Annotated in this window: 21 protein-coding genes; 11 read left to right on the top strand and 10 right to left on the bottom strand. The window is 76.5% G+C overall.

What is annotated here, in order from left to right:
* Nucleotides 1-85 precede the first annotated feature (85 nt).
* A complete protein-coding gene (locus HLB09_RS03635; RefSeq protein WP_171202041.1) occupies nt 86-823 on the bottom strand; it encodes an ABC transporter ATP-binding protein in 738 nt (245 codons plus the stop codon).
* The gene (locus tag HLB09_RS03630) at nt 820-1,404 is read right to left on the bottom strand and encodes a PadR family transcriptional regulator (RefSeq protein ID WP_246234165.1); all 585 of its coding nucleotides are present in this window, start codon (nt 1,402-1,404) and stop codon (nt 820-822) included. Before HLB09_RS03630 ends, HLB09_RS03635 begins: the two co-directional genes overlap by 4 nt.
* Nucleotides 1,405-1,514: 110 nt before the next feature.
* Between HLB09_RS03630 and HLB09_RS19735 the strand changes: the two genes are divergently transcribed.
* The gene (locus tag HLB09_RS19735) at nt 1,515-1,964 is read left to right on the top strand and encodes a DUF1232 domain-containing protein (protein WP_171202039.1); all 450 of its coding nucleotides are present in this window, start codon (nt 1,515-1,517) and stop codon (nt 1,962-1,964) included.
* A 3-nt stretch (nt 1,965-1,967) separates the two neighbouring features.
* On the opposite strand, the gene serS is transcribed toward HLB09_RS19735, so the two are convergent.
* Nucleotides 1,968-3,242 (bottom strand): serine--tRNA ligase, encoded by a 1,275-nt coding sequence (serS, locus tag HLB09_RS03620; protein ID WP_171202038.1) that lies wholly within the window; start codon nt 3,240-3,242, stop codon nt 1,968-1,970.
* A gap of 116 nt (nt 3,243-3,358) precedes the next feature.
* On the opposite strand from serS, the gene HLB09_RS03615 reads away from it, so the two are divergent.
* Nucleotides 3,359-4,537, top strand: coding sequence for a diacylglycerol/lipid kinase family protein (locus HLB09_RS03615; protein WP_171202037.1), 1,179 nt, complete (start codon nt 3,359-3,361; stop codon nt 4,535-4,537).
* Between the two features lie 34 nt (nt 4,538-4,571).
* Here the strand turns inward: HLB09_RS03615 and HLB09_RS03610 are convergent, their stop codons facing one another.
* From HLB09_RS03610 to aztD, 4 genes are all read right to left on the bottom strand, one after another.
* Nucleotides 4,572-4,997, bottom strand: a complete 426-nt coding sequence (locus HLB09_RS03610) for an ATP-binding protein (RefSeq protein ID WP_171202036.1) — start codon at nt 4,995-4,997, stop codon at nt 4,572-4,574.
* 84 nt (nt 4,998-5,081) lie between these two features.
* Nucleotides 5,082-6,470: a lycopene cyclase family protein gene (locus tag HLB09_RS03605; RefSeq protein ID WP_171202035.1), complete on the bottom strand. Its 1,389-nt coding sequence runs from the start codon at nt 6,468-6,470 to the stop codon at nt 5,082-5,084.
* 113 nt (nt 6,471-6,583) lie between these two features.
* The gene (locus tag HLB09_RS03600; protein WP_171202034.1) at nt 6,584-7,468 is read right to left on the bottom strand and encodes a metal ABC transporter substrate-binding protein; all 885 of its coding nucleotides are present in this window, start codon (nt 7,466-7,468) and stop codon (nt 6,584-6,586) included.
* Nucleotides 7,465-8,931, bottom strand: a complete 1,467-nt coding sequence (gene aztD / locus HLB09_RS03595) for a zinc metallochaperone AztD (RefSeq protein WP_212770494.1) — start codon at nt 8,929-8,931, stop codon at nt 7,465-7,467. The genes HLB09_RS03600 and aztD overlap by 4 nt, the downstream gene beginning before the upstream one ends.
* A gap of 227 nt (nt 8,932-9,158) precedes the next feature.
* Here aztD and HLB09_RS03590 point away from each other — a divergent pair, with 227 nt between their 5' ends.
* The 3 genes from HLB09_RS03590 to HLB09_RS03580 all read left to right on the top strand — a co-directional run bounded on the left by HLB09_RS03590 (nt 9,159) and on the right by HLB09_RS03580 (nt 11,900).
* Nucleotides 9,159-9,500 carry a hypothetical protein gene (locus HLB09_RS03590; RefSeq protein ID WP_171202033.1) on the top strand — a complete coding sequence of 114 codons (342 nt, stop codon included), beginning with the start codon at nt 9,159-9,161 and terminating at the stop codon, nt 9,498-9,500.
* A 155-nt stretch (nt 9,501-9,655) separates the two neighbouring features.
* Nucleotides 9,656-10,462 (top strand): YqjF family protein, encoded by an 807-nt coding sequence (locus HLB09_RS03585; RefSeq protein WP_322790006.1) that lies wholly within the window; start codon nt 9,656-9,658, stop codon nt 10,460-10,462.
* A gap of 52 nt (nt 10,463-10,514) precedes the next feature.
* Nucleotides 10,515-11,900 carry an MFS transporter gene (locus HLB09_RS03580; RefSeq protein WP_322790005.1) on the top strand — a complete coding sequence of 462 codons (1,386 nt, stop codon included), beginning with the start codon at nt 10,515-10,517 and terminating at the stop codon, nt 11,898-11,900.
* A 34-nt stretch (nt 11,901-11,934) separates the two neighbouring features.
* Here the strand turns inward: HLB09_RS03580 and HLB09_RS03575 are convergent, their stop codons facing one another.
* On the bottom strand, nt 11,935-12,876 hold the full coding sequence (locus HLB09_RS03575; RefSeq protein WP_171202032.1) for a LysR family transcriptional regulator: 942 nt from the start codon (nt 12,874-12,876) through the stop codon (nt 11,935-11,937).
* A gap of 53 nt (nt 12,877-12,929) precedes the next feature.
* On the opposite strand from HLB09_RS03575, the gene HLB09_RS03570 reads away from it, so the two are divergent.
* Nucleotides 12,930-13,334 carry a CBU_0592 family membrane protein gene (locus HLB09_RS03570; RefSeq protein ID WP_171202031.1) on the top strand — a complete coding sequence of 135 codons (405 nt, stop codon included), beginning with the start codon at nt 12,930-12,932 and terminating at the stop codon, nt 13,332-13,334.
* 206 nt (nt 13,335-13,540) lie between these two features.
* On the opposite strand, the gene ald is transcribed toward HLB09_RS03570, so the two are convergent.
* Nucleotides 13,541-14,653, bottom strand: a complete 1,113-nt coding sequence (gene ald, locus HLB09_RS03565; RefSeq protein ID WP_171202030.1) for an alanine dehydrogenase — start codon at nt 14,651-14,653, stop codon at nt 13,541-13,543.
* A gap of 129 nt (nt 14,654-14,782) precedes the next feature.
* On the opposite strand from ald, the gene HLB09_RS03560 reads away from it, so the two are divergent.
* The gene (locus tag HLB09_RS03560; RefSeq protein WP_212770493.1) at nt 14,783-15,343 is read left to right on the top strand and encodes an Lrp/AsnC family transcriptional regulator; all 561 of its coding nucleotides are present in this window, start codon (nt 14,783-14,785) and stop codon (nt 15,341-15,343) included.
* Nucleotides 15,344-15,364: 21 nt separating this feature from the next.
* Here HLB09_RS03560 and HLB09_RS03555 read toward each other — a convergent pair whose 3' ends face one another.
* Entirely contained in the window at nt 15,365-16,396 is a 1,032-nt protein-coding gene (locus tag HLB09_RS03555) for a LacI family DNA-binding transcriptional regulator (RefSeq protein ID WP_212770492.1), read from the bottom strand.
* A 142-nt stretch (nt 16,397-16,538) separates the two neighbouring features.
* On the opposite strand from HLB09_RS03555, the gene HLB09_RS03550 reads away from it, so the two are divergent.
* The 4 genes from HLB09_RS03550 to arfA are packed head-to-tail and all read left to right on the top strand — an operon-like array spanning nt 16,539 to nt 21,387.
* Nucleotides 16,539-17,873 carry an extracellular solute-binding protein gene (locus HLB09_RS03550; protein WP_171202028.1) on the top strand — a complete coding sequence of 445 codons (1,335 nt, stop codon included), beginning with the start codon at nt 16,539-16,541 and terminating at the stop codon, nt 17,871-17,873.
* Nucleotides 17,870-18,832: a carbohydrate ABC transporter permease gene (locus HLB09_RS19730; RefSeq protein WP_171202027.1), complete on the top strand. Its 963-nt coding sequence runs from the start codon at nt 17,870-17,872 to the stop codon at nt 18,830-18,832. Before HLB09_RS03550 ends, HLB09_RS19730 begins: the two co-directional genes overlap by 4 nt.
* The gene (locus tag HLB09_RS03540; RefSeq protein ID WP_171202026.1) at nt 18,832-19,755 is read left to right on the top strand and encodes a carbohydrate ABC transporter permease; all 924 of its coding nucleotides are present in this window, start codon (nt 18,832-18,834) and stop codon (nt 19,753-19,755) included. The genes HLB09_RS19730 and HLB09_RS03540 overlap by 1 nt, the downstream gene beginning before the upstream one ends.
* A gap of 54 nt (nt 19,756-19,809) precedes the next feature.
* On the top strand, nt 19,810-21,387 hold the full coding sequence (gene arfA / locus HLB09_RS03535; protein WP_171202025.1) for an arabinosylfuranosidase ArfA: 1,578 nt from the start codon (nt 19,810-19,812) through the stop codon (nt 21,385-21,387).
* Nucleotides 21,388-21,414: the final 27 nt, after the last annotated feature.

The following is a 21,414-nucleotide window of genomic DNA, read 5'->3' as shown; positions in this document are numbered from 1 at the left end:
AGGGCCGACCGCCGCGCCACCCCGTCAGCCGCCCAGCCCGTCGCCGTCGTCCCCGTCGTCCCTGTCGTCCGCGTCGCCCCCGGGCTCACCGCAGCACCGCCTCGTGCGCGACGACGCCGCCGGAGAGGCGCACCTCGCGGTCGGCGCGCGCCGCGACGGCGTTGTCGTGGGTGACGAGCAGCAGCCCGCCCCCGCGGCGGGCGACGGAGACGAGCAGGTCGAGCACCTGCCGGCCGCCCTCCGGGTCGAGGCTCGCCACGGGCTCGTCGGCGAGCACGAGCCGCGGCTGGGCCACCAGCGCTCGCGCGACGGCCGCCCGCTGCGCCTGCCCGCCTGAGAGCCCGGCCGGGACGGCGTCGCCGAGCCCCTCGAGCCCGACGAGGGCGAGGGCCTCGCGCGCGGCCGTGCGCGCGGGCTCCAGCGCCGAGCCCTCGAGGAGGAGCGGCAGCGCCACGTCGTCGACGAGGGGCAGGTCGGGCACGAGCTGGCCGTACTGGAGCACGATGCCGACGCCCCGGCGCCGCAGGGCGGCGCGCGGCGCCTCGCCGAGGCCCGCGAGGTCCTGGCCCAGCAGCCGCACGCGGCCCGCCTGCGGCGCCAGCAGGCCCGCCGCGACGTGCAGCAGCGTGGACTTGCCGCCGCCGCTCGGTCCTGTGAGCGCGACGACCTCGCCGGGCGCGACCGCGAGGGAGACCCCGCGCAGCGCCGGCGTGCGGGCGTAGGCGTGCGCGACGGCGTCGAGCACCACGAGCGGCCCCGCGCCCGCGGGCGGGGCGGCACCGGGCGAGGTCTCGGCGGGCTGGCGGTCGGCGGGCTCGCTCATCGGGGCGCCTCCGGGGTCGTCGCGGTGGTGTCGCCGGTCGTCGGGTCGCCGGTCGTCGGGTCGCCGGTCGTCGGGTCGCCCGGTGCGAGGGCGGCAGCCGCCTCGTCGAGCCAGCGCAGGTCGGCGTCGAGGTGCAGGAGGGCGTGCCGCCGGGCCAGGCGCAGAGCGACGTCGTCACCACCGGGCTCGGAGAGCTCGCGCATGCGCCGCAGGTGGTGCGTGCGCTGGCGCGCCAGCACCTCCTGCGCCGTCCGCGCGCCCACGGGGGCGCGCAGGGCGACGACGGCCTTGCGGACCACGTCCTCCGGCCCGGTGCCCGCCGGCGCGGCGGGCTCCTCGAGCCACCGGTCGAGCCGCTCGCGGCCCGTCGCCGTGACGGCGTAGACGGTGCGCTCGGGGCCGCCGTCGCTGCGGGTCTCGACGACCTCGACGAGGCCGTCGCGCACCATCCGCCCGAGCGTCGCGTACACCTGCCCGAAGGCCAGGGGGCGCGCGTCGGGGAACCAGGCGTCGTGCGCCTTCTTCACCTCGTAGCCGTGCGCCGGGCCCGCGAGCAGCAGGGCGAGGTGCAGCTCCACCATGGACACGCGCCCAGGATGCACCACGTACCTGTACGGGGTGAGTAGTCGGTCAGGGCGCGTCGTCGACCGCGAGCAGGAGTCGTCCCCGGGGCGCGCGGCAGGATGCGCTCGTGGACCGCTGGTGGGCGTGGGCGCTCGTCGGCGCGGTGGCCGGGCTGCTCCTCGCCTGGGGCGCGCTCGCGGCGGCGCTGTGGCGCACCCGCACGGACGCCGTCTCCCTGCGCGGGGTGCTGCGCCTGCTGCCCGACGTGGTCCGGCTCGTGCGGCGCCTGGCGGCGGACCGGTCGCTGCCCCGCGGCGTGCGCGTCCGCCTCGTCCTGCTGCTGGCCTACCTGGCCTCGCCCGTCGACCTCGTGCCCGACGTCGTCCCCGTCCTGGGGTGGGCCGACGACGCGCTCGTCGTCCTCCTCGTGCTCCGGTCGGTGGTGCGCCGCGCCGGTGACGACGCCCTGGCCCGCCACTGGCCGGGGACGCCCGACGGGCTCGCCGCCCTCCGGCTGCTCGTCGCGCCCTGCGGGGGCCGGGCAGCGCACCGGGGCGAGCGCCGGCGGGCCGGCTGACGCTCAGCGCCGCACGGGCTCCAGCACGTCGAGCCCGACGTACGGGCGCAGCGCCGCGGGCACCACGACCGACCCGTCCTCGCGCTGGTGGTTCTCGAGGATCGCGACGAGCCACCGCGTCGTCGCGAGCGTGCCGTTGAGGGTCGCGACCGGCGTCGTCGACCCCTCGGCCGTGCGCTCGCGGATGCCGAGGCGGCGCGCCTGGAAGGTCGTGCAGCTCGACGTCGAGGTGAGCTCCCGGTGGCGGCCCTGCGTGGGCACCCACGCCTCGCAGTCGTACTTGCGGGCGGCGCTCGTGCCGAGGTCGCCGGCCGCGACGTCGATGACGCGGTAGGGCACCTCGACGGCGTCGAGCACCTCCCGCTCCCACGCGAGGAGCCGCTGGTGCTCGGCGTCGGCCTCCGCGGCCGGCACGTAGCTGAACATCTCCACCTTGGTGAACTGGTGGACGCGGATGATGCCGCGGGTGTCCTTGCCGTGGCTGCCCGCCTCGCGGCGGTAGCAGGTGGACCAGCCCGCGTAGCGCAGCGGGCCGCCGCGCAGGTCGAGGATCTCGTCGGCGTGGAAGCCCGCCAGGGGCACCTCTGAGGTGCCGACGAGGTAGAGGTCGTCGGCGTCGAGCCGGTAGACCTCCTCGGCGTGGGCGCCGAGGAACCCGGTGCCGCCCATCATCTGCGGCGTCACGAGCGTCGGCGGGACGACGGGCACGAAGCCCCACTCGACGGCGCGGGCCATCGCGTACTGCATGAGCCCCAGCTCGAGGCGCGCCCCGGCGCCGGTGAGGAAGGAGAAGCGCGCGCCCGACACCTTGGCGCCGCGCCCCATGTCGATGGCGCCGAGCAGCTCGCCGAGCTCGAGGTGGTCGCGGGGCTCGAAGCCCTCCGCGGCGAAGTCGCGCGGCGTCCCGACCTCCTCGAGGACGACGTAGTCGTCCTCGCCGCCCGGGGGCACGCCGTCGGCCACGAGGTTCGGCACCGAGCGCAGGAGCTCCTCGACCTCGGCCTCCGCCTCGGCGGCCGCGGCCTGGAGCTGCTTGACCTGCGCCGAGAGGCCCTTCGCCGCGGCGACGAGCGCCTGCTTGTCCTCGCCCGAGGCCTGCGCGACCCGCTTGCCGTGCGCCTTCTGCTCCGCGCGCACCCGCTCGAAGTCCGAGAGGGCGGTGCGACGGCGCTCGTCGGCGGCCAGCACGGCGTCGACGACGCCCTCGTCCTCGCCCCGCAGGCGCTGGCTCGCGCGGACGGCGTCGGGCGAGTCGCGGAGGGCGCGCAGGTCGATCACGCCGCGAGGCTACCGGCGCCTCCCTCCGCGCCCGCTCCCGCAGCCCGAGCGACCCGGACGGCGGCGCCCCCGGCGCCGCTCCTGCCGACGAGCGCCGTCCCCACTACGTTCTGCCCATGATCTCCGGTGCAGCGCCCGTGGCCGTCGGGACGGGGAGGCTCCCCCTGGACAGCGTGCAGCTGGGGCTGCTGGGCCTCGGCGTCCTCCTCCTCGTGGTCCTGCTCACGGTGCTCGTGCGCCCCAAGGGCCGCCCGCCCGTGCCGGCGGTGCGCCGCGACGCCACGGCCGGCCTGCGCGACCCCGACGAGGACTACCGGCACGTGCCGGGGCAGCTGGACTCCCGCGGCCCCCGGGTCGTCGTCGTCGTCCAGCCGGTGAAGTTCCCCGAGGGCTCCCCCGCCCGCCGCGCCGTCGAGCGGGCCCTCGCCGAGGAGGGCTGGCCGGCCCCCCGGTGGATCGAGACGTCGGCGGACGACCCGGGGTTCGGCATGGCCCGGCGGGCGGCCGAGCTCGACCCCGAGCTCGTGCTCGTCATGGGCGGCGACGGCACGGTGCGCTCCGTCGGCGCGGGGCTCGCGGGCACCGGCGTCCCCCTCGGCCTCCTGCCCGGCGGCACGGGCAACCTCTTCGCCCGCCAGCTCAAGCTCGAGCTCGGCGACGTCGCCGCCGCCACGCGGGACGCGCTGCGCGGCAAGGACAAGCGGGTGGACGTCGGGCGCGTCAGCCTCGACGGCGGCGAGGAGCAGGTCTTCCTCGTCATGGCCGGCGTCGGCTTCGACGCGCAGATGATGGCCGGCGCCCCCGCCGCCATCAAGGACCGGGTGGGGCCGCTGGCCTACGTCGTCTCCGGGCTGCGCCGCCTGCGGGGCGAGAGCCTGCGGGTGTCGATCGCGGTGGACGACCAGCCGCCCGTCACGAGCCGCGTGCGCATGGCCGTCGTCGGCAACTGCGGCACCCTCATCGGCGGGATCGTCCTCATCCCCGACGCCGAGGTCGACGACGGCCACCTCGACGTCCTCACCCTCTCCCCCAACGGCATCCTCGACTGGCTGCGCGTCGGCCTCCGCCTGCTCACGCGGCGCCGCGACAAGGACGAGCAGATCGCGGAGCGCCAGGCGGTCCGCGTCGTCCTCCGCTGCGAGGAGCCGCAGCCGGCGCAGATGGACGGCGACGTCGTCGGGTCCTTCACCGAGCTGAGCATGCGGGTCGACCCGGGCGTGCTCGTCATCCGGACGCCCGAGGGCCGGGTGCCGCGGCGGGCCGAGCGCCTCGCCGACGCGCTGCGGCGCGCCTGAGCGCGCCCCCGCCCGCCGGTGCGGGGGCGGACGGTCAGCCGGCCAGGCGGCACCAGACGGTCGTGCCCGGCCCGGACGCCGGGTGCTCGACGCCCCAGGCGGCCGCGAGCATCTCGACGAGGGCCAGGCCGCGGCCGCCGAGGGCGTCGTCGTCGGCGTCGCGCACGGCCGGCGCTCCCGTGCCGTGGTCGGTGACCCGGAGGACGAAGGTCGCCCGACCGCCGTGCGCGCCGCCCTGCAGGTCGTCGGGGGCGACGTCGGTGGCGTCCTCGGCCTCCTGCACCTCGACGCGCACCGGGGGCCGGCCGTGCTGGTAGGCGTTGCCGACGAGCTCGCTCGTCACCAGCTCGACGGCGAAGCGGCCGTCCTCCCCCATCCCGCTGCGGGCGCAGTGCTCGAGCACCCAGTGCCGGGCGCGCGGCACCTGGGACGGGTCGTCGCCCAGGTCGAGGACGGGCACGAGCGCCTCCCGGCTCGGGGCCGCACGGGGCGGCGGTCCGCCGGGGGACGCCGTCCGCCCGGCCTGTCGTGACTCTCCGCGACCCTAGTGGACGGAACGTGACATAGCGGCACCGAGGCGCCGTCGCACCCGCACGACCGCGTCCTCCACGGCGAGACGCGCCATGGCCGCCCGCGGGGCCGTCGCCATGAGCACCAGCTCCTCGCGGCGCGTCGTCGCCCCGTCGAGGAAGCGCAGCACGCGGTCCGGGGGGTTGGCGGCGAAGAGCCGCGCGAAGAAGGCCGGTCCGTCGAGGGCCCTCGTGGCGAGCCCCCGCAGGACGAGGGCGTCCATCCACCGGTGCCGCCGCGGGTACGCCGCCGGCGGCAGGGGGTCGCGTCCCTCCAGCAGGGCGGCCGCGACGGCCGCGCCCTGCCGCTGCAGCGCCGAGAACGTGTAGCCCGTCGACGCGCGGGTGGCCCCGCCCGCGGTGCCCAGGCGCCGCACCCGGGCGCCCGCGCGGGAGGTGCGCACGTCGTCGGCCATCGGGATGGAGCCCTGCTCGACGGCGTCCACGGCGACGACCTCGACGAGGCGCTCGTCCCCGTCCGCGCGGCCGCCCGGCTCCGTCCTGCCCGGCTCCGTCCTGTGCGGCCCTCTCCCCTGCGGGTCCGGCCCCTGCGGGTCCGGCCCGTGCAGGTCGGGCCGCAGCCCGAGCAGCCGCCGGTAGGCCGCGAGCCCGCGGGCGTAGCCGTCGTCGTCGAGCACCGCCGGGGAGAACTCCGTGTACTCCACGAGGGCGGTCCGGCCGTCGAGCGGCAGGCAGTAGCCGAAGGACAGTCCGACGGCGGGCTGGGGCGTGCGGAAGTCCATGAGGACGGGCAGGTCCGGGTCGAACGGCGGGGGCGCGGCGGGATCGGTGCGCACGAGCTCGCCGCGGAAGTGCTGCAGCAGGGCGGTCCGCGCGGGACGGACGGGCGCGCACGGGCGGCTGTCGAGCACCCAGGCGGCCTCCAGGTCGCCGCCGGGCGTGCGCACGAGCGCGCGCTCGGCGCCGTCCTCCACGGCGGTGGCCCCCGGGCGGCGCAGGATCTCCAGGCGGCCGGAGCGCTGGGCGCGCGCCGCGTCGGCGTCCACGAGCGCGTAGTAGTCCTCGCCCCGGAGCATCCGGTAGCGCAGGGGCCGCACGTCGAGGGCGAGGCGGGCGCCGGGCGCCAGCACCTCGACCGCCCGCCAGCTGCGGACCACCGCCGGCGCCGCTGCGGGCGCGGGCTCCCAGGAGCACCACGTGCGGTCGCGGGGCCGCTCGCCGTCGGGGCCGGGCCGCAGGCGCTCGACGTCGTCGACGAGGGCGACGCGCAGCGGGGTCGGCCGCGCGGGGCCGCGCAGGAGGCCGAGGGCGAGGTGGTGCAGGGCCACGAGCCCGGCCCCGCCGGCGCCCACGACGGCGACGTCGACGCCCTCGGTCGGGACGTCGGCCGGCCGGTCGCTCACCCGACCATCGTGGCCCACGCCCGGGCTGCCCACGCGCAGCGGCGGCCGGGGCGAGGGACGCCTCCCTCTCCCCGGCCGCCGGTGCGCTCCGCGGCGCGTGCCCGTCGCGCGCGTCAGGCGTCGCAGACGAGCCCGTCGCGCAGCACCTGCGCGTTCTCCCGCATGGCGCTCACGTAGTCGGGCTCGACCGACGTCTCGAGCGGCGACAGCACCGCGGTGGCGACCCCGGCCTCGTCGGCCAGCACCTGCGCGACGCCGGTGCTGGTGACGTCGTCGAAGAAGACCGTCTCGACGCCGGCCTCGCGCACCGTCGCGGCGACGTCGCGCAGCCGGGCGGGCGTGGGCTCGACGTCCGGGTCGATCCCGGTGATGCCGGTCTGCTCGAGCCCGTACCGGTCGGCCAGGTAGCCGAAGGCCTCGTGCGCGGTGACGAGGACGGCCCCGCGGCACGGCGCCAGCTGCTCCGCCAGGTCGGTGTCGAGGGCGTGCAGCTCCTCGACGTAGGCGTCGGCCCGCTGCCCGTAGGCGTCGGCCGCGTCCGGGTCGAGCTCCGCGAGCTGCGCCGCGACGCGTTCCGCCACGTCCGCCATGAGCGCGGGGTCGAGCCAGACGTGCGGGTCCTCGGGGCTGGCCCCCTCGACGCCCATGAGGTCGAGCGACGGCCCCTCGCGCAGCGCCACCGCCTCGTCGACCGAGGGCGCCAGCCCTGCCGCGAAGACCGCGAGGTCGGCGTCGACGACGCCGCCCACCTGCTCCCCGGTCAGCTCGGCGGCGTGGGCGTCGGCGCCCGGGGGTGTCGCCCCCGTGGCGTCGACGGCGTCGCCCCCCACCCGCTCGACCACCTCGAGGAAGGCCGGCGGTGAGGCCACCACGTCGAGCCGGCCGTCGTCACCCGCGGCCGACGGCGAGCCGCACCCCGCGAGCGCGGCCGCGAGGGCGAGCCCGACGGGCGCCGCCGCGGCGGCGGGGAGCCCCCGCCGCCGCAGCGGGGAGCTCATCGCGAGGACTCCTCGGTGGCCCCGCCCTCGTGGTCCTCGCCCTCGTGGTCGTGGCCCTCGTGGTCGTGGCCCTCGTGGTCGTGGCCCTCGTGGTCGCCGCTGCCGTACTCGGTCGAGCCCTCGGTCACGGCCCCGGAGGCGACGACGATCTCGTCGGGGACCTCGTCGAGCGTCGCCGAGGCGAAGACCTCGCCGGTCTCGACGTCGACGGCGTGCACCTCGCGGGTGGCCGGCTCGGTCACGTACGCGGTGCCCTCGTGCACGCGCAGCGCCGGGCGGGGCTCCTGCCAGTCCTCGGGCTCCGTCCACGGCTCGACGACCGGGATCGAGCGCACGAGCTCGGCGGAGTCCGGGTCGACGACGTGCAGGTTCCCGTCGGTGCCGAGGACGAGCGCCTCGCCGTCCTCGCCCCGACCCAGCGAGCGGAACGTGTAGGACGACGGCAGGTCCACGAGGCGCAGCTCGGCGGTGGCCGTGTCGGTCAGCGAGACCGTCTGCGTGGCCTCGGGGGTCTCGGGCTCGGCGATGCGCTTGTAGTCGCCGAGGACGACGGTGGAGGCGTCGCTGCCGGCCTGGTTGCCGATGCGGCCGTAGGCGTCGGGCGCCTGGACCTTGGTCAGCGTGTCGCCGTCGACGACGACCACGCCGTCCTCGCAGCCGACGACGGCCCGCTCCTCGGCGGCCGTCGCCTCGCCGTGGACGCCGGGGCACTCGTCCGTGCGGGCGATCTCCTCGCCGTCGGGGCCCCGGAGGACGACGGTCGAGCGCGCGTCCTCCGTGCCCTCCGTGGTGACGGCGCGGCCGTCGGCCATCTCGACGGCGACGCCGTGGTGCGCGGCGGGCGCCTCGATGACGCGCGCCTCGGGGGACTCCTCGGCGACGGCCGCGGTGTCGATGATCGTCGAGATGCCGGTGCCGTCGTCGAAGAGGGCCGTGCGACCGGCGTGCACGACGACGTGGGCCGGCTTCTCGGCCGGGTGGACGACGTCGGTGAGCACCGGGTCGGCCGTGTAGTAGTGGTTGTGGTCGCCGTGCGGCTCCGCCCAGGTGCCCGCGTCGAGCACCTGGAAGCCGCCGGTCGTCGAGACGAGGACGTGGCGCCCGTCGCCCGCGGCGTTGAGCCGGTTGTACCCCTCGAGCTCGAGGTCCGCGACGGGCTCCAGGGTGGTGGCGTCGAGGACGACCATGCCGTGGTCCTGCGCGGTGATGACGAGGCGCGGGGTGTCCGTCGCGGCCTCGCTGGGCGGCGCGGTCGTCGCGGTCCCCGAGGCGGTGGCGGAGGACGAGGGCGCGGCGCTCGAGCCGGCGGAGGCGTCGGTGGAGCCCGACGAGCCGCCGCAGCCGGCCAGGGCCAGGGCCAGGGCGGCGCCGCCGCCCAGGGCGGGGAGCCGCAGGCCGTGTCGGGGGCCGCGTCGATGGCCACGACGGGCGGCGGGCAGGGCGAGCAGGTGCGGTGCGGTCATCAGCGGGTCCGGACCGGGGGGCGCCCGGTCCCTCCTCTCCCTCGGGTGACGACGGACGGGCGTCCGACGACGGAGTCCTCCCCCGTCGCCCGCGGACGCTCTGTCCGTGGCGACGTAGTGAGAACGGTTATTGCTAACCTACATGACGCCCAGCACCTCCTCCGCCCTCGGGAGCACTCCATGAGCACTCGCGGCCCCGCCCGCCCGTCCTGCAGCGCACGGCCGCGGTGACCGCCGTCACCGGCACCGCCCGCCTCGCCGACGTCCCCCTGCGCTGGGTCCTCGTCGCCCCCGACGAGCACGGGGTGCTCCACCGCCTCGGCCGGGTCGTGCGGGGCACGCCCGGTGGCGTGCTCGTGCACCTGCGGTCCGTCCCGCCGACGGCCGCGGGCGCGCAGCTCGGGGTCTCCCCGCGCACCTGCCCGGGAGGGTGCCCGGGCGAGCTCCTGTGGTTCGGCGGCCTCAGCGCCTCCGACGTCGCCGTCGCCGAGGCCTGGATCGCCTCGGGGACGCCCGAGCCCCCCGAGCCGCTCGCCTCCCGGGTCGTGGCGGTGACCCGGACCGCCTGAGCGGCGGCGAGCGGACCCACCCGGGGAGCGGGTGCGGGCTCCAGGGCCGACGCACGGCGTGCCGCCCCGCGAGGTCCGCGCCCGCCCGCACCCGCCGGCGCGGCCTCCCGTCCGGTCCGCTCGCCCGGGCGGCGGGCGCGGCCTACCGTCCCGGCGTGCCCGCCCCGCGACCGACCGCCGCCGTGGAGCCCGTGACGACGAGCGCCCCGCCCCTGCGCGGCCCCGTGCTCATGGGCCAGCGCTGGTGCGACCTCGCCTTCCTCCACTGGGCGGTGCCGCCGGAGCGCGTGCGGGCGTGGATGCCGCCGGGCGTGCGGCCCGACGTCGTCGTCGGCCCGGACGGCGAGGAGCGCACCTACGTGGCCCTCGTGCCCTTCCGCCTCGTCGGCGCCGGCGTGGGCCGCGGCCCGGCGGTGCCGTGGCTCGGCACCTTCTGGGAGACCAACGTCCGCCTGTACTCCGTGGACGCCACGGGGCGGCGCGGCGTCGTCTTCGCCAGCCTCGACGCGAGCCGGCTCGGCGTGGTCCTCGGCGCCCGCGCCGCCTTCGGGCTCCCCTACCGGTGGGCCCGCCTGCGCGGTCACGAGCGCGTGCGCGACGGCGCCCGCGAGCTGCTGTGGACGGGGACCACCCGCTGGCCCGCCCCCCGGGGCGCGCGCAGCCGGGTCGCCGTCCGCGTCGGCGAGCCGATCGCCGACGACGCCCCCGACGCCGACCTCGCCGCCTTCCTCACCGCGCGCTGGGGACTGCACACCGCCCACCTCGGCCGCACCTGGCACGTGCCGAACGAGCACGGGACGTGGTCGCTGCGCCGCGCCGAGGTGCTCGAGCTCGACGACGAGCTCCTCGGCGCCGCCGGCTTCGGCGACCTCGCCCGGCGCCCGCCCGACCACGTCGCCTTCGCCGGCGGCACGACCGTCCGCTTCGGCCTGCCGGGCAGCGCACAGGCGCCGCGCCGCTGACGCGCGCCCGCGCCGTCCGCGGGTCCCACCCCACCTGCCAGACTCGCCGCGCGTGAGCAGCCCCCAGCCGCGACCGGCCGACGGCGCGGAGCCCCTGACCCGCGGCCAGCGCCTCGACCGCCTGCCCTTCACGCGCCAGCACGGCCGCCTGCTCGGGGGGTCGGGGGTCGGCTGGGCGCTCGACGCGATGGACGTCGGGCTCATCAGCTTCGTCATCGCCGCGCTGACGGTGCAGTGGCAGCTCGGGGACCTCGAGCGCTCGCTCCTGGGGTCCGTCGGCTTCGCCGGCATGGCCGTCGGCGCGACCCTCGGGGGCCTGCTCGCCGACCGCGTCGGGCGGCGCCAGGTCTTCGCCCTGACGCTGCTCGTCTACGGGGCGGCGACGGGCGCCTCGGCGCTGGTCGGCGGGCTCGCCGCGCTCCTCGCGCTGCGCTTCGTCGTCGGGCTCGGCCTCGGCGCCGAGCTCCCCGTCGCATCGACGCTCGTCAGCGAGTACGCCCCGGCGCGGCTCCGCGGCCGCGTCGTCGTCGCCCTCGAGGCCTTCTGGGCGGTGGGCTGGACGGCCGCCGCGCTCATCGGCTTCTTCGTCGTCGGCGCGTCCGACGACGGCTGGCGGTGGGCCTTCGCCCTCGGCGCCGTGCCGGCGCTCTACGCCGTCGTCGTCCGCCGCGGGCTGCCCGAGTCCGTGCGCTTCCTCGAGGGGCGCGGCCGCGGCGACGAGGCCGAGGCCGCGGTGCGGCGCTTCGAGCGGTCGGCGGGGGTCGAGACGCCGTCCACGCCCGACGCGCGGCGCACCCGCGAGGCCCCGGCGCCGCCGCGCGCCGGCTACCGCGACCTCTGGGCCCCGGGGCTGCGCGGGCGCACGGCCGCCCTGTGGGCGGTCTGGTTCTGCGTCAACTTCTCCTACTACGGCGCCTTCATCTGGCTGCCGTCGCTGCTCGTCGACGCCGGCTACCCGCTCGTGCGCTCCTTCGAGTACACGCTGCTCATCACGCTGGCCCAGCTGCCGGGCTACGCCGTCGCCGCCGTCCTCGTCGAGCGCTGGGGGCGCCGCCCCGTGCTGGCGACCTTCCTCGTCGGCTCCGCGGTCGGCGCGCTGCTGCTGGGCCAGGCGGGCTCCCCGACGACGATCGTCCTCGCCGGGATGCTCCTGTCCTTCTTCAACCTCGGCGCCTGGGGCGCGCTCTACGCGGTCACGCCGGAGGTCTACGGCACCGCCCTGCGCGGGACGGGGGCCGGCGCCGCCGCCGGCTTCGGCCGCCTCGCCTCGATCCTCGCCCCGCTGTCCGTCGTCCCGCTGACGGCGCTCGGCGGCACGGTCGCCGTCTTCACGGCCTTCGGGCTCGTCTTCGTCGTCGCCGCGGCCGCCTGCTGGGGGCTGCCCGAGCTGCGGGGACGCTCGCTCGAGGAGTCCGTGCGCGAGCGCGTCGACGCCTGAGCCCCTCACCGGACGGAGCGCACGGGCGACGGGGTCAGCCCGGCGAGACCTCCTCGCCCGCCTGCACCCGCAGCGCGTCCAGCACCGCGACCGCCGCCGGCGAGGGGTCGGCGCGCCCGCTGCGGTGCACCACGGAGAGCACGCGGGAGCCGGCGTCGACGGACCCCGACGTCGCCCGCGCCCCCGGGTGGGGCAGGTAGGCCAGCGCGAGCTCGGTGACGACGGCCGCGCCGAGCCCCGCGCCGACGAGCGCCAGGGTCGCCGACGCCTCGAGGCACGTGTGCTGGACGCGGGGACGGCGCTCCCCCGCCGCGGCCAGCCGGTCGAGCACGAGCCGCGCCGGCTGCCCCGGCGGACCGGCGACCCACGGCCGCCCCAGCAGCTCGTCCAGCACGTCGGGCCGCGGCCAGGCGGCGGGCACGACGACGCGGTAGGCGTCGTGCATGAGGTCCTCGACCGCCAGCCCCGGCGTGACGGGCGGGTCGTCGCCGAGCACCCGCTCGACGAGCAGGAGGTCGAGCCGACCGGCGCGCACGGCCCGCCGGCCCGTGGGCTCGTCGACCTCGACCACCTCGGGCACCACCGCCGAGCCCGCGAGGGACAGGGCGCCCACCGCCGGCGCCACGAGGCGCCGCAGGACCGTGGCGAAGCCCCCGACGCGGACGGGCCCGGACGCCGCGCCGCGCAGCGACGCCGTCTCCCGCTCGGCCAGGGCGAGGGCCTCGGCGACCTCCTCGGCCCGGTCGGCGAGGGCGTGGCCGGCGCTCGTCAGCTCGAGGGTGCGGCCCCCGCCGCGCCGCGACCGGTCGACGAGCGCGAGGCCCGCCTCCTGCTCGAGCCGGGTGACGGCCTGGGACACCGCGGACGGCGTCAGGTGCAGCGCACGCGCGGCCGGGAGGACGCCGCCGGCGCGCCGCACGGCGCGCAGGACGAGCAGGCGGCGGGGGTCCAGGCTCATGAAGCCTGACTTAACCACAGGCTGTCGAACGGTGATTTCCGTTGATGCCCCTGCGTGCCGATGATCGAGTCGTGGCACAGCACCTGCACCTCGCGCTCTCGCTCGGCGGCTACCTCGGCGGCCTCCTCGTCCTCCTCGGCTACGGCCTCACCAGCACCGGCCGCCTCTCCCCCTCCTCCCCGGCGGCCCAGGCCGTCAACACCACCGGCGCCCTCCTCCTCGTCGCCAACGGCGTCCTCCTCGCCGCGTGGGCCTCGGTCGGCGTCAACGTCGCCTGGATCGCCATGCGGCGGCCGGCGGCGACGCGGCGCCCGCGCCGGTGGTCCTGCCCGCCCAGCGCTGCTGCGGCGCGGCCGACGACGCCGCGGGGTGGACGCAGGACGAGCGGCCGCAGGACGGGTGGCCCCAGGACGACTGGGACGCCGCGGCGGAGCGGCTCACCGCCGAGTCCGGCGCGCTCGTCGGCGAGGACGTGAGCGCGGCGACATGGCCCCCCACCGCGCCGCTGCCCGTGCTCGGCGCGGACGGCCGACCGCTGGGCTGACCCGGCGCCGCGCGCCCAGGAGCCGGCGGTCAGGGTCGCCGGTCGGGCTCGCCGGAAGGGGTCGCCGGTCAGGGGTCGCCGGTCAGGGGTCGCCGGTCAGGGGTCGCCGGTCAGGGGTCGCCGGTCAGGGGTCGCCGGTCAGGCGAGCAGCTCCCCCACCGGGGCGAGGGGCAGGTCGTGCGCCTCGGCCACGCCGGCGTTGAGCACGTGGCCGGCGTTGGTCGTCATGCCGCCGGCCAGGGACGGGTCCGCGCGCAGGGCGTCGCGCCAGCCGTGGTCGGCGAGCTCGACGACGTAGGGCAGCGTCACGTTGGTCAGCGCGTACGTCGACGTGTGCGGCACGGCGCCCGGCATGTTGGCCACGCAGTAGAAGACGCTGTCGTGCACCGCGAACGTGGGGTCGTCGTGCGTCGTCGGGCGCGTGCCCTCGAAGCAGCCGCCCTGGTCGACGGCGATGTCGACGAGGACGCTGCCCGGCCGCATCCGGGCCACGAGGTCGTCGGTGACGAGCTTCGGCGCCCGGGCGCCCGGGACGAGGACGGCGCCGACGACGAGGTCCGCCTCGACGACGGCGCGCTCGAGCTCGAAGGAGTTGGACGCGACGGTGCGCAGCCGGCCGGCGTAGTGCTCGTCGAGGTGGCGCAGCTTGGCGATGTCGCGGTCGAGCAGCGTGACCTCGGCGCCCATGCCGACCGCGACGCGGGCGGCCGCCGCGCCGGAGACCCCGCCGCCGATGACGACGACGTCCGCCGCCCGCACCCCCGGCACCCCGCCCATGAGCACCCCGCGGCCGCCCTGGCTGCTCATGAGCGTGTGGGCGCCCACCTGCGGCGCGAGGCGCCCGGCGACCTCGCTCATGGGCGCGAGCAGCGGCAGCGACCGGTCGGGCAGCTGGACCGTCTCGTAGGCGATGGCCGCCGTCCCGCTCGACAGGAGGGCGTCGGTCAGCGGCCGGTCGGCCGCCAGGTGCAGGTAGGCGAAGAGGAGCAGGTCCTCGCGCAGGTAGCCGTGCTCGGACTCGACGGGCTCCTTGACCTTGAGCACGAGCTGGGCCGACCAGGCGTCCTCGGCCGCCGGGACGACGCGGGCGCCGGCGTCGGCGTAGGCGGCGTCGGGGATCGACGACCCCTCGCCCGCACCGGCCTCGACGAGCACCTCGTGCCCGCGCCCGACGAGCTCGTGGACGCCGCTGGGCGTGGCCGCCACCCGCAGCTCGCGGTTCTTGACCTCACGGGGGATGCCGACCTGCACAGCGCACGCTCCTCGACCTCACGACCGGTCCGGCCCCTGGTGGGCCGCCCCGGTGCACCGGGACCGCAGCGACCCCGAGGGCGTCCATCGTGGCAGCATGTTCGACGTCTCGGCGGGGAGCCGAACCAGATGAGCGGAGAGGCCCTCATGGCCGCACGACCTCCGACGCACGGGCGTCGGCGCAGCCCCGTGGCGAACGCCGTTCGGGACCACCTCGACGACGTCGACGCCGAGGTGGTGCGCCTGCTCCTCGCGGACGCCCGCACGCCCAACAACGCGGTCGCCCGCGCGGTCGGCGTCGCGCCGTCCACGGCCCTCGCCCGCACCGCGGCGCTGCGCGAGCGCGGCGTCCTCACCGGCGCCCGCGCGGAGGTCGACCCCGGCCGCGTGGGCCTCGGGCTGCGGGCGCTCGTGTCCGTCCGCCTCGGCACGCACGACGCGGCGGACATGCAGGCCTTCGTCGCCCGGCTGCAGGCGCTGCCCGGGGTCGTCGACGTCTTCTTCCTCGCCGGGAGGGACGACTACCTCGTCCACCTCGTCGCGCCGAGCTCGGACGCGCTGCGCGAGCTCGTGCTCGAGCACCTCTCCAGCCACCCGCTCGTCCAGCACACCGAGACCTCGCTCGTCTTCGAGCACCGGGCGGGGACCGACGTCCTCGGGCTGGGGGCGGCCGCCCCGCACGCGCGCTGACGCAGGGGCGACCGCCGCGGCTCAGCGCGCGGCCGGGGGCGCCGAGCTCTCGCGGACGACGAGCCGGTGCGGCGCCACGACCTCGCGCGGGGGCAGGTCGGGGTCGGCCAGGCGCTCGACGAGGAGCCTGAGCGCGGCCTCGGCGACGGCGGCGCGGTCCAGGGCGACGGTCGTGAGGGTCGGCGTGCAGTAGGCGCTCTCGGGGACGTCGTCGATGCCGACGACGGCGACGTCCTCGGGCACCCGGACGCCGTGGCGGCGCAGGCCGCGGAGGAGGCCCATCGCGAGGACGTCGTTCATGGCGAGGACCCCGTCGACGGGGACGCCGTCGCGCCGGAGGGCGACGAGCCGGTCGGCCGCCGCCTCGCCGTCCTCACGGGTCCAGTCCTCGACGCGCAGGAGGAGCTCGTCGCCGCACGGGAGCCCGGCGGCGGCGAGCGCCGCCCGGTAGCCCCGCAGCCGCTGGCTGGCGGTGTCGTGCAGCGTGGGCTTGAGCCCGAGGGCGGCGACGCAGCGCCGGCCCGTGGCCACGAGGTGCTCGGTCCCCTCGGTCCCCACCGCCACGCCGTCGATGCTCACGCGGTCGGCCTCGACGCCGACGGCGTGCTCGCCGAGGAGGACCAGGGGGGTGTGCGGGACGGAGACGAGCTCCTCGGGCGGCATCTCGAGCGGGGAGAAGACGAGCCCGTCGGCGAAGCGGGTCGGCAGGCCGGCCGCCACCTCGCGCTCCCGCTCCAGGTCGGCGTCGGTCTGCTCGACCACCACGGTGAGCCCGTGGCGGCGCGCCGCCCGCACGACCTGGCTCGACAGCTCGGCGAAGTACGGCATCTCGATGCCGGGGACGGCCAGGGTCACCATGCCGGTGCGCCCCTGCCGCAGCTGGCGCCCCGCCGCCTGCGGCCGGTAGCCGAGCGCGTCGATCTGGCGCTGCACGCGCTCGCGCGTCTCCGGGGTCACGCGGGCGTAGCCGTTGACGACGTTGGAGACGGTCTTCGGGGACACGCCGGCGGCCAGCGCGACGTCGCGCACGGTCGTCGGTCGTCGGGCGGCCACGAGGCGGATCATGCCCGACGGCGCGCCCGCGCCCACCCGCGGCGCGGATGTCGAGACAGCCGCACCCTTGACAGCCGAGGCGCTCGTGACGCAGGCTCCCTCCACCTTTTACATCGTTGTAGAGGCAAGGGAGCCACGACCCATGACGATGGACCCGGCACGACGGCGCGGCCTCAGCCGCCGCTCCTTCCTCAGAGCCTCCGCCGCGGGAGCAGGCGCCCTCGGTGCGACCTCGCTCGCGGGCTGCGGCGGCGTCGCCGCGGGCGGGGGACCGCAGCTGGCCTACTGGAACTTCTTCACCGGCGGCGACGGCGGCCGCATGGTCGACCTCATCGACTCCTACCGCGCCGAGGCGCCGGACGTCGACGTGACGGCGACCACGCTGGAGTGGGGCTCGCCGTACTACACGAAGCTGGCGATGGCGGTCGAGGGCGGCCGCGGCCCCGACCTCGCGACGCTGCACGCCTCGCGCCTGGAGACCTTCGGCCTCAACCTCGTCGACTCCTGGGACCTCGGGGAGCTCGAGGCCCGCGGCGTCACGCTGGACCAGTTCCCCCAGCCCGCGCTCGAGCGGGTCACCCTGGACGGCGAGCTCAAGGCGCTCCCCCTGGACACCCACCCCCTGGTGCTCTTCTACAACACCCGCATCTGCGAGGAGGCCGGCCTGCTCGCGAGCGACGGCTCGCTCGCGCCGCTGGACAGCGCCGAGGCCTTCCTCGACGCCGGCCGCCGGGCCGCGGAGGTCACGGGCGACAACGGGATCGCCTACGGCACGAACGACGCCCTGGCCTCCTTCATGCTCTTCTGGTCGGTCTTCAACCAGCTGGGCGGCCAGATGGTCTTCCCCGACGGCAGCGCGAGCACGAGCGTCGAGGTCGACCGCGACGCGATGGTCAGCGCGATGGACTTCATCGCCACGATGTGCGACGACACCATCGCCTCGCGCTCGCAGGACGGCGCCGGTGCCCCCGCCGCCTTCGCCAGCGAGCAGGCGGGCTTCCTGCTCATCGGGCCCTGGGAGGTGGCGACGGCGCAGACCGCCGGCATCCCCTTCTCCATGACGCAGTTCCCGGCGCTCTACGGCGACACGGCGTACTGCCGCGCCGACAGCCACAGCTTCGTCCTGCCGACGCAGGCGAGCACCGACCCGGAGACGCGGGGCCTCGCCTACGACATGGCGGTCGCCCTGCTGCGCAACAGCCTGTCCTGGGCCGAGGGCGGCCACATCCCGGCGCTCTCCGAGGTGGCCGAGAGCCCGGAGTACCTCGCGCTCGACCCCCAGTCGAACTACCGCGGCGCCGCCGACGTGGCGGCGTTCGACCCGGAGATCTACTTCGCCGGGTCCGGGTCGACCTTCATGTCACGGGCCGGCCAGTCGCTGCAGGGCGTCGGCACCGGCGCCCTGACGCCCGAGCAGGGCGCGGACGACCTCATCGGCTGGATCGACGACCAGCTCGCCCTCGGGAGCCCCCTGTGAGCGCCGTCGGCAGCACCCCGCAGAGCACGGTCCCCGCTCCCGCCGCCGAGGTCGACCGCGACGCCCCCGGGCGCCGTCGCGAGGGCCGGTCCCTGACGTCGATCCGGGGCGGTCTCTGGTTCGTCGCCCCCTTCCTCGTCGTCTACGCGCTCTTCACGCTCGTCCCGATCCTCTACGGGCTCTTCCTCAGCTTCTTCGACACGAGCCTCGTGGGCACCAGCTCCTCCTTCGTCGGCTTCGACAACTACGCCCGCCTCCTCGGTGACGCCCAGGTCTGGCGGACCCTCGGCATCACCCTGCTCTTCACGCTGCTCAGCACCGTCCCGCTCGTCGCGGTCTCGCTGGTGATGGCGCTGCTCGTGCACTCCGGGACCCGCGGGCAGTGGTTCTGGCGCTTCGCCTACTTCGCGCCCTTCCTGCTGCCCGTCGCCACGGTCACGCTCATCTGGCAGTGGCTGTTCCAGGGCGACTTCGGCCTGCTCAACGGCCTGCTCCGGGGCCTCGGGCTGCCGGCCGTCGGCTGGCTCTCCGACCCCGACTGGGGTCTCTGGTCGGTCGTCATCCTCACCGTCTGGTGGACGGTCGGCTTCAACTTCCTGCTGTACCTCGCGGCGCTGCAGGGCATCCCGCAGACCGTGTACGAGGCCGCGGCCATCGACGGCGCGGGCGGCTGGCGCCGGCTGCTCTCCATCACGCTGCCGCTGCTCAAGGTGACGACCGGGCTCGTCCTGACGCTGCAGGTCCTCGCCTCGCTCAAGCTCTTCGACCAGGCCTACATCCTCTACGTCGGCAGCGGCGGTCCCGGCGGCGTCGCGCAGCCGATCCTGCAGTACGTCTACGACACCGGCTTCGTCAACTACCGGCTCGGCTACGCGTCGGCCATCTCGTACATGTTCTTCGCCCTCATCATCGTCGTGTCCCTGGCCCAGGCCTGGATCAGCAGCAGGAGGAGGTCCTGATGGCCACGGTCACGGAGGGCAGGGACGTCGCGCGTCCCGACGGCGCCCCGCCGAAGCAGCGGCGCTCCCGCGAGGGGGCGGTCTCGCAGGCCCAGCGCGCGTCGATCGTCACGCGGGCCGCCATCGCCACGGCGCTCACCGTGCTCGCGGTGCTCTGGCTGGCCCCGCTGGCCTGGGCCCTCGTCACCTCCCTCAAGCGGGAGGCCGACACGACCACGGTGCCGCTCGAGGTGGTGCCCGAGGCCGGCTTCACGCTCGAGGCCTACACCCGGGTGCTCAGCAACGACAACATCATCACGTGGTTCGTCAACAGCACCGTGGTGACGGTCGTGGTGACCGTGCTCACCCTGGCGCTGTCGACGACGGCGGCCTACGGCTTCTCCCGCACGAAGTTCCGCGGCCGCAAGGTCCTGTTCGCCCTCACGATCGCGGGCATCATGGTCCCGCCGCAGATCCTCATCGTGCCGCTGTACGAGCAGGTCACGGCCATGGGTCTGGCGGACACCTACGCGGGCATCATCCTCCCGCAGCTCGTCGTGCCCGCCATGGTGTTCATCCTCAAGAAGTTCTTCGACGGCATCCCGAGCGAGCTCGAGGAGGCCGCGCGGGTCGACGGCGCCAGCGCCCTCCGCATCTTCTGGCAGGTCGTCATGCCGCTGTCGCGCTCGATCGTCGCGGCCGTCGGGATCTTCGTGTTCATCGGCGCCTGGAACAACTTCCTCTGGCCCTTCATCATCATCAGCGACCCCGACCTCATGACCCTGCCCGTCGGCCTCGTGCAGGTGCGCTCGAGCTTCGGCATCCAGTACGCGCAGGTCATGGCGTCGGCGCTGCTCGCCGGGCTCCCCCTCATCATCATCTTCATGCTGTTCCAGCGGCAGATCGTGCGCGGCGTCGCCACGACCGGCCTCGGGGGGCAGTGACGCCCGGCCGGCACCGCCCCCGACCTCCCCGCACCACCCACCGGAAGGACACCCGTGCCGCACGCACGCCTCACCCTCGACCCCGACTTCACCGTGGGCCCCGTCCCCCGTCGCCTGTTCGGCTCGTTCGCCGAGCACATGGGCCGCTGCGTCTACACGGGCATCTTCGAGCCCGACCACCCGACGGCGGACGCCGACGGCCTGCGCCAGGACGTGCTCGAGCTGACCCGCGAGGTCGGCCCCACGGTCGTGCGCTACCCCGGCGGCAACTTCGTCTCCGGCTACGACTGGGAGGACGGCGTCGGCCCCCGCGACGCCCGACCCCGCCGGCTCGACCGCGCGTGGCGGACGATCGAGACCAACCAGTTCGGCCTCGACGAGTTCGCCACGTGGGCCGAGAAGGTCGGCACCGAGGTGATGATGGCCGTCAACCTCGGTACCCGCGGCATGCAGGAGGCCTGCGACCTCCTCGAGTACGCCAACCACGCCTCGGGCACGCGCCTGTCGGACCTGCGCCGCAGCCACGGCCGCCAGGACCCCTACGGCTTCCGGCTGTGGTGCCTCGGCAACGAGATGGACGGCCCCTGGCAGACCGGCCACAAGACGGCGCACGAGTACGGCCGCCTGGCCGCCGAGACGGCGCGGGCGATGCGCACGGTCGACCCGAGCATCGAGCTCGTCGCCTGCGGCAGCTCGAGCCGGGCGATGCCGACCTTCGGGGAGTGGGAGCGCGTCGTCCTCGAGCACACCTACGACGACGTCGACTTCATCTCGGCGCACGCCTACTACGAGGAGAAGGACCCGGCAGCGGGGGAAGGCGAGGGCACCTACGGCGACTTCCTCGCCTCGGCGAAGGACATGGACGCCTTCATCGAGGAGGTCGTGGCCACCGCCGACGCCGTCCGGGCCCGCGGCCGCCACACGAAGCGCATCGGCATCAGCTTCGACGAGTGGAACGTCTGGTACCAGACGCGCTGGCAGAGCAGCGACCGCGCCAACGCCCGCACGGCGTGGGACGTCGCCCCCCGCGTCATCGAGGACGAGTACTCGGTCACCGACGCCGTCGTCGTCGGCACCCTGCTCAACTCGCTGCTGCGCCACGGCGACCGGGTGGCCGTCGGCTGCCAGGCCCAGCTGGTCAACGTCATCGGCCTCCTGCGCTCGGAGGAGGGCGGCCCGGCCTGGAAGCAGACCATCGCCCACCCCTTCGAGCAGATGAGGCGCCGGGCGACGGGCGAGATCCTCGACGTCCGCACGACGGGGGACCAGGTCTCCACGCAGCGCTTCGACGACGTCGACCTCGTCGACGCCGCCGCCACGTGGGACGCCGGCGCCCGCCTCGGGGACTCCGGCGAGGGCGTGCTGACGCTCTTCCTCGCCAACCGGTCGCAGGACGAGGCCGCCGACGTCGAGGTGCCCCTGCGCGCCTTCTCCGGCGAGCTGCGGGTCGCCGACGCGCAGGTGCTCGCCGCCGGTGAGGGGCAGGACCGGCACACGGCGAACACGCTCGAGGCGCCCGACGCCGTGGGCCTGCGCCCTCTGCGGGAGGTCTCGGTCGCCGACGGCGCCGCGCGGGCGACCCTGCCGCCGCTGTCCTGGGCGGTCGTGCAGCTGGCGACGGCCCGGGGCTGACCCCGCCCGGCCGCGGGGGAGCGCCCC

The sequence above is a fragment of the Pseudokineococcus marinus genome (assembly GCF_013004605.1).
In the GTDB taxonomy this organism is placed as follows: Bacteria; Actinomycetota; Actinomycetes; order Actinomycetales; family Quadrisphaeraceae; genus Pseudokineococcus; species Pseudokineococcus marinus.
The sequence above is the reverse complement of the archived record's forward strand: the minus strand, read 5'-3'. Positions and strand labels throughout refer to the sequence as shown.

Bases quoted from the DNA above. Each gene is read 5' to 3' on its own strand.
- HLB09_RS03550 (WP_171202028.1), top strand. From the start codon at position 16,539: ATGACGATGGACCCGGCACGACGGCGCGGCCTCAGCCGCCGCTCCTTC.
- HLB09_RS03615 (WP_171202037.1), top strand. From the start codon at position 3,359: ATGATCTCCGGTGCAGCGCCCGTGGCCGTCGGGACGGGGAGGCTCCCC.
- HLB09_RS03540 (WP_171202026.1), top strand. From the start codon at position 18,832: ATGGCCACGGTCACGGAGGGCAGGGACGTCGCGCGTCCCGACGGCGCC.
- HLB09_RS03560 (WP_212770493.1), top strand. From the start codon at position 14,783: ATGAGCGGAGAGGCCCTCATGGCCGCACGACCTCCGACGCACGGGCGT.
- aztD (WP_212770494.1), bottom strand. From the start codon at position 8,931: ATGACCGCACCGCACCTGCTCGCCCTGCCCGCCGCCCGTCGTGGCCAT.
- HLB09_RS03600 (WP_171202034.1), bottom strand. From the start codon at position 7,468: ATGAGCTCCCCGCTGCGGCGGCGGGGGCTCCCCGCCGCCGCGGCGGCG.
- HLB09_RS03635 (WP_171202041.1), bottom strand. From the start codon at position 823: ATGAGCGAGCCCGCCGACCGCCAGCCCGCCGAGACCTCGCCCGGTGCC.
- HLB09_RS03630 (WP_246234165.1), bottom strand. From the start codon at position 1,404: ATGGTGGAGCTGCACCTCGCCCTGCTGCTCGCGGGCCCGGCGCACGGC.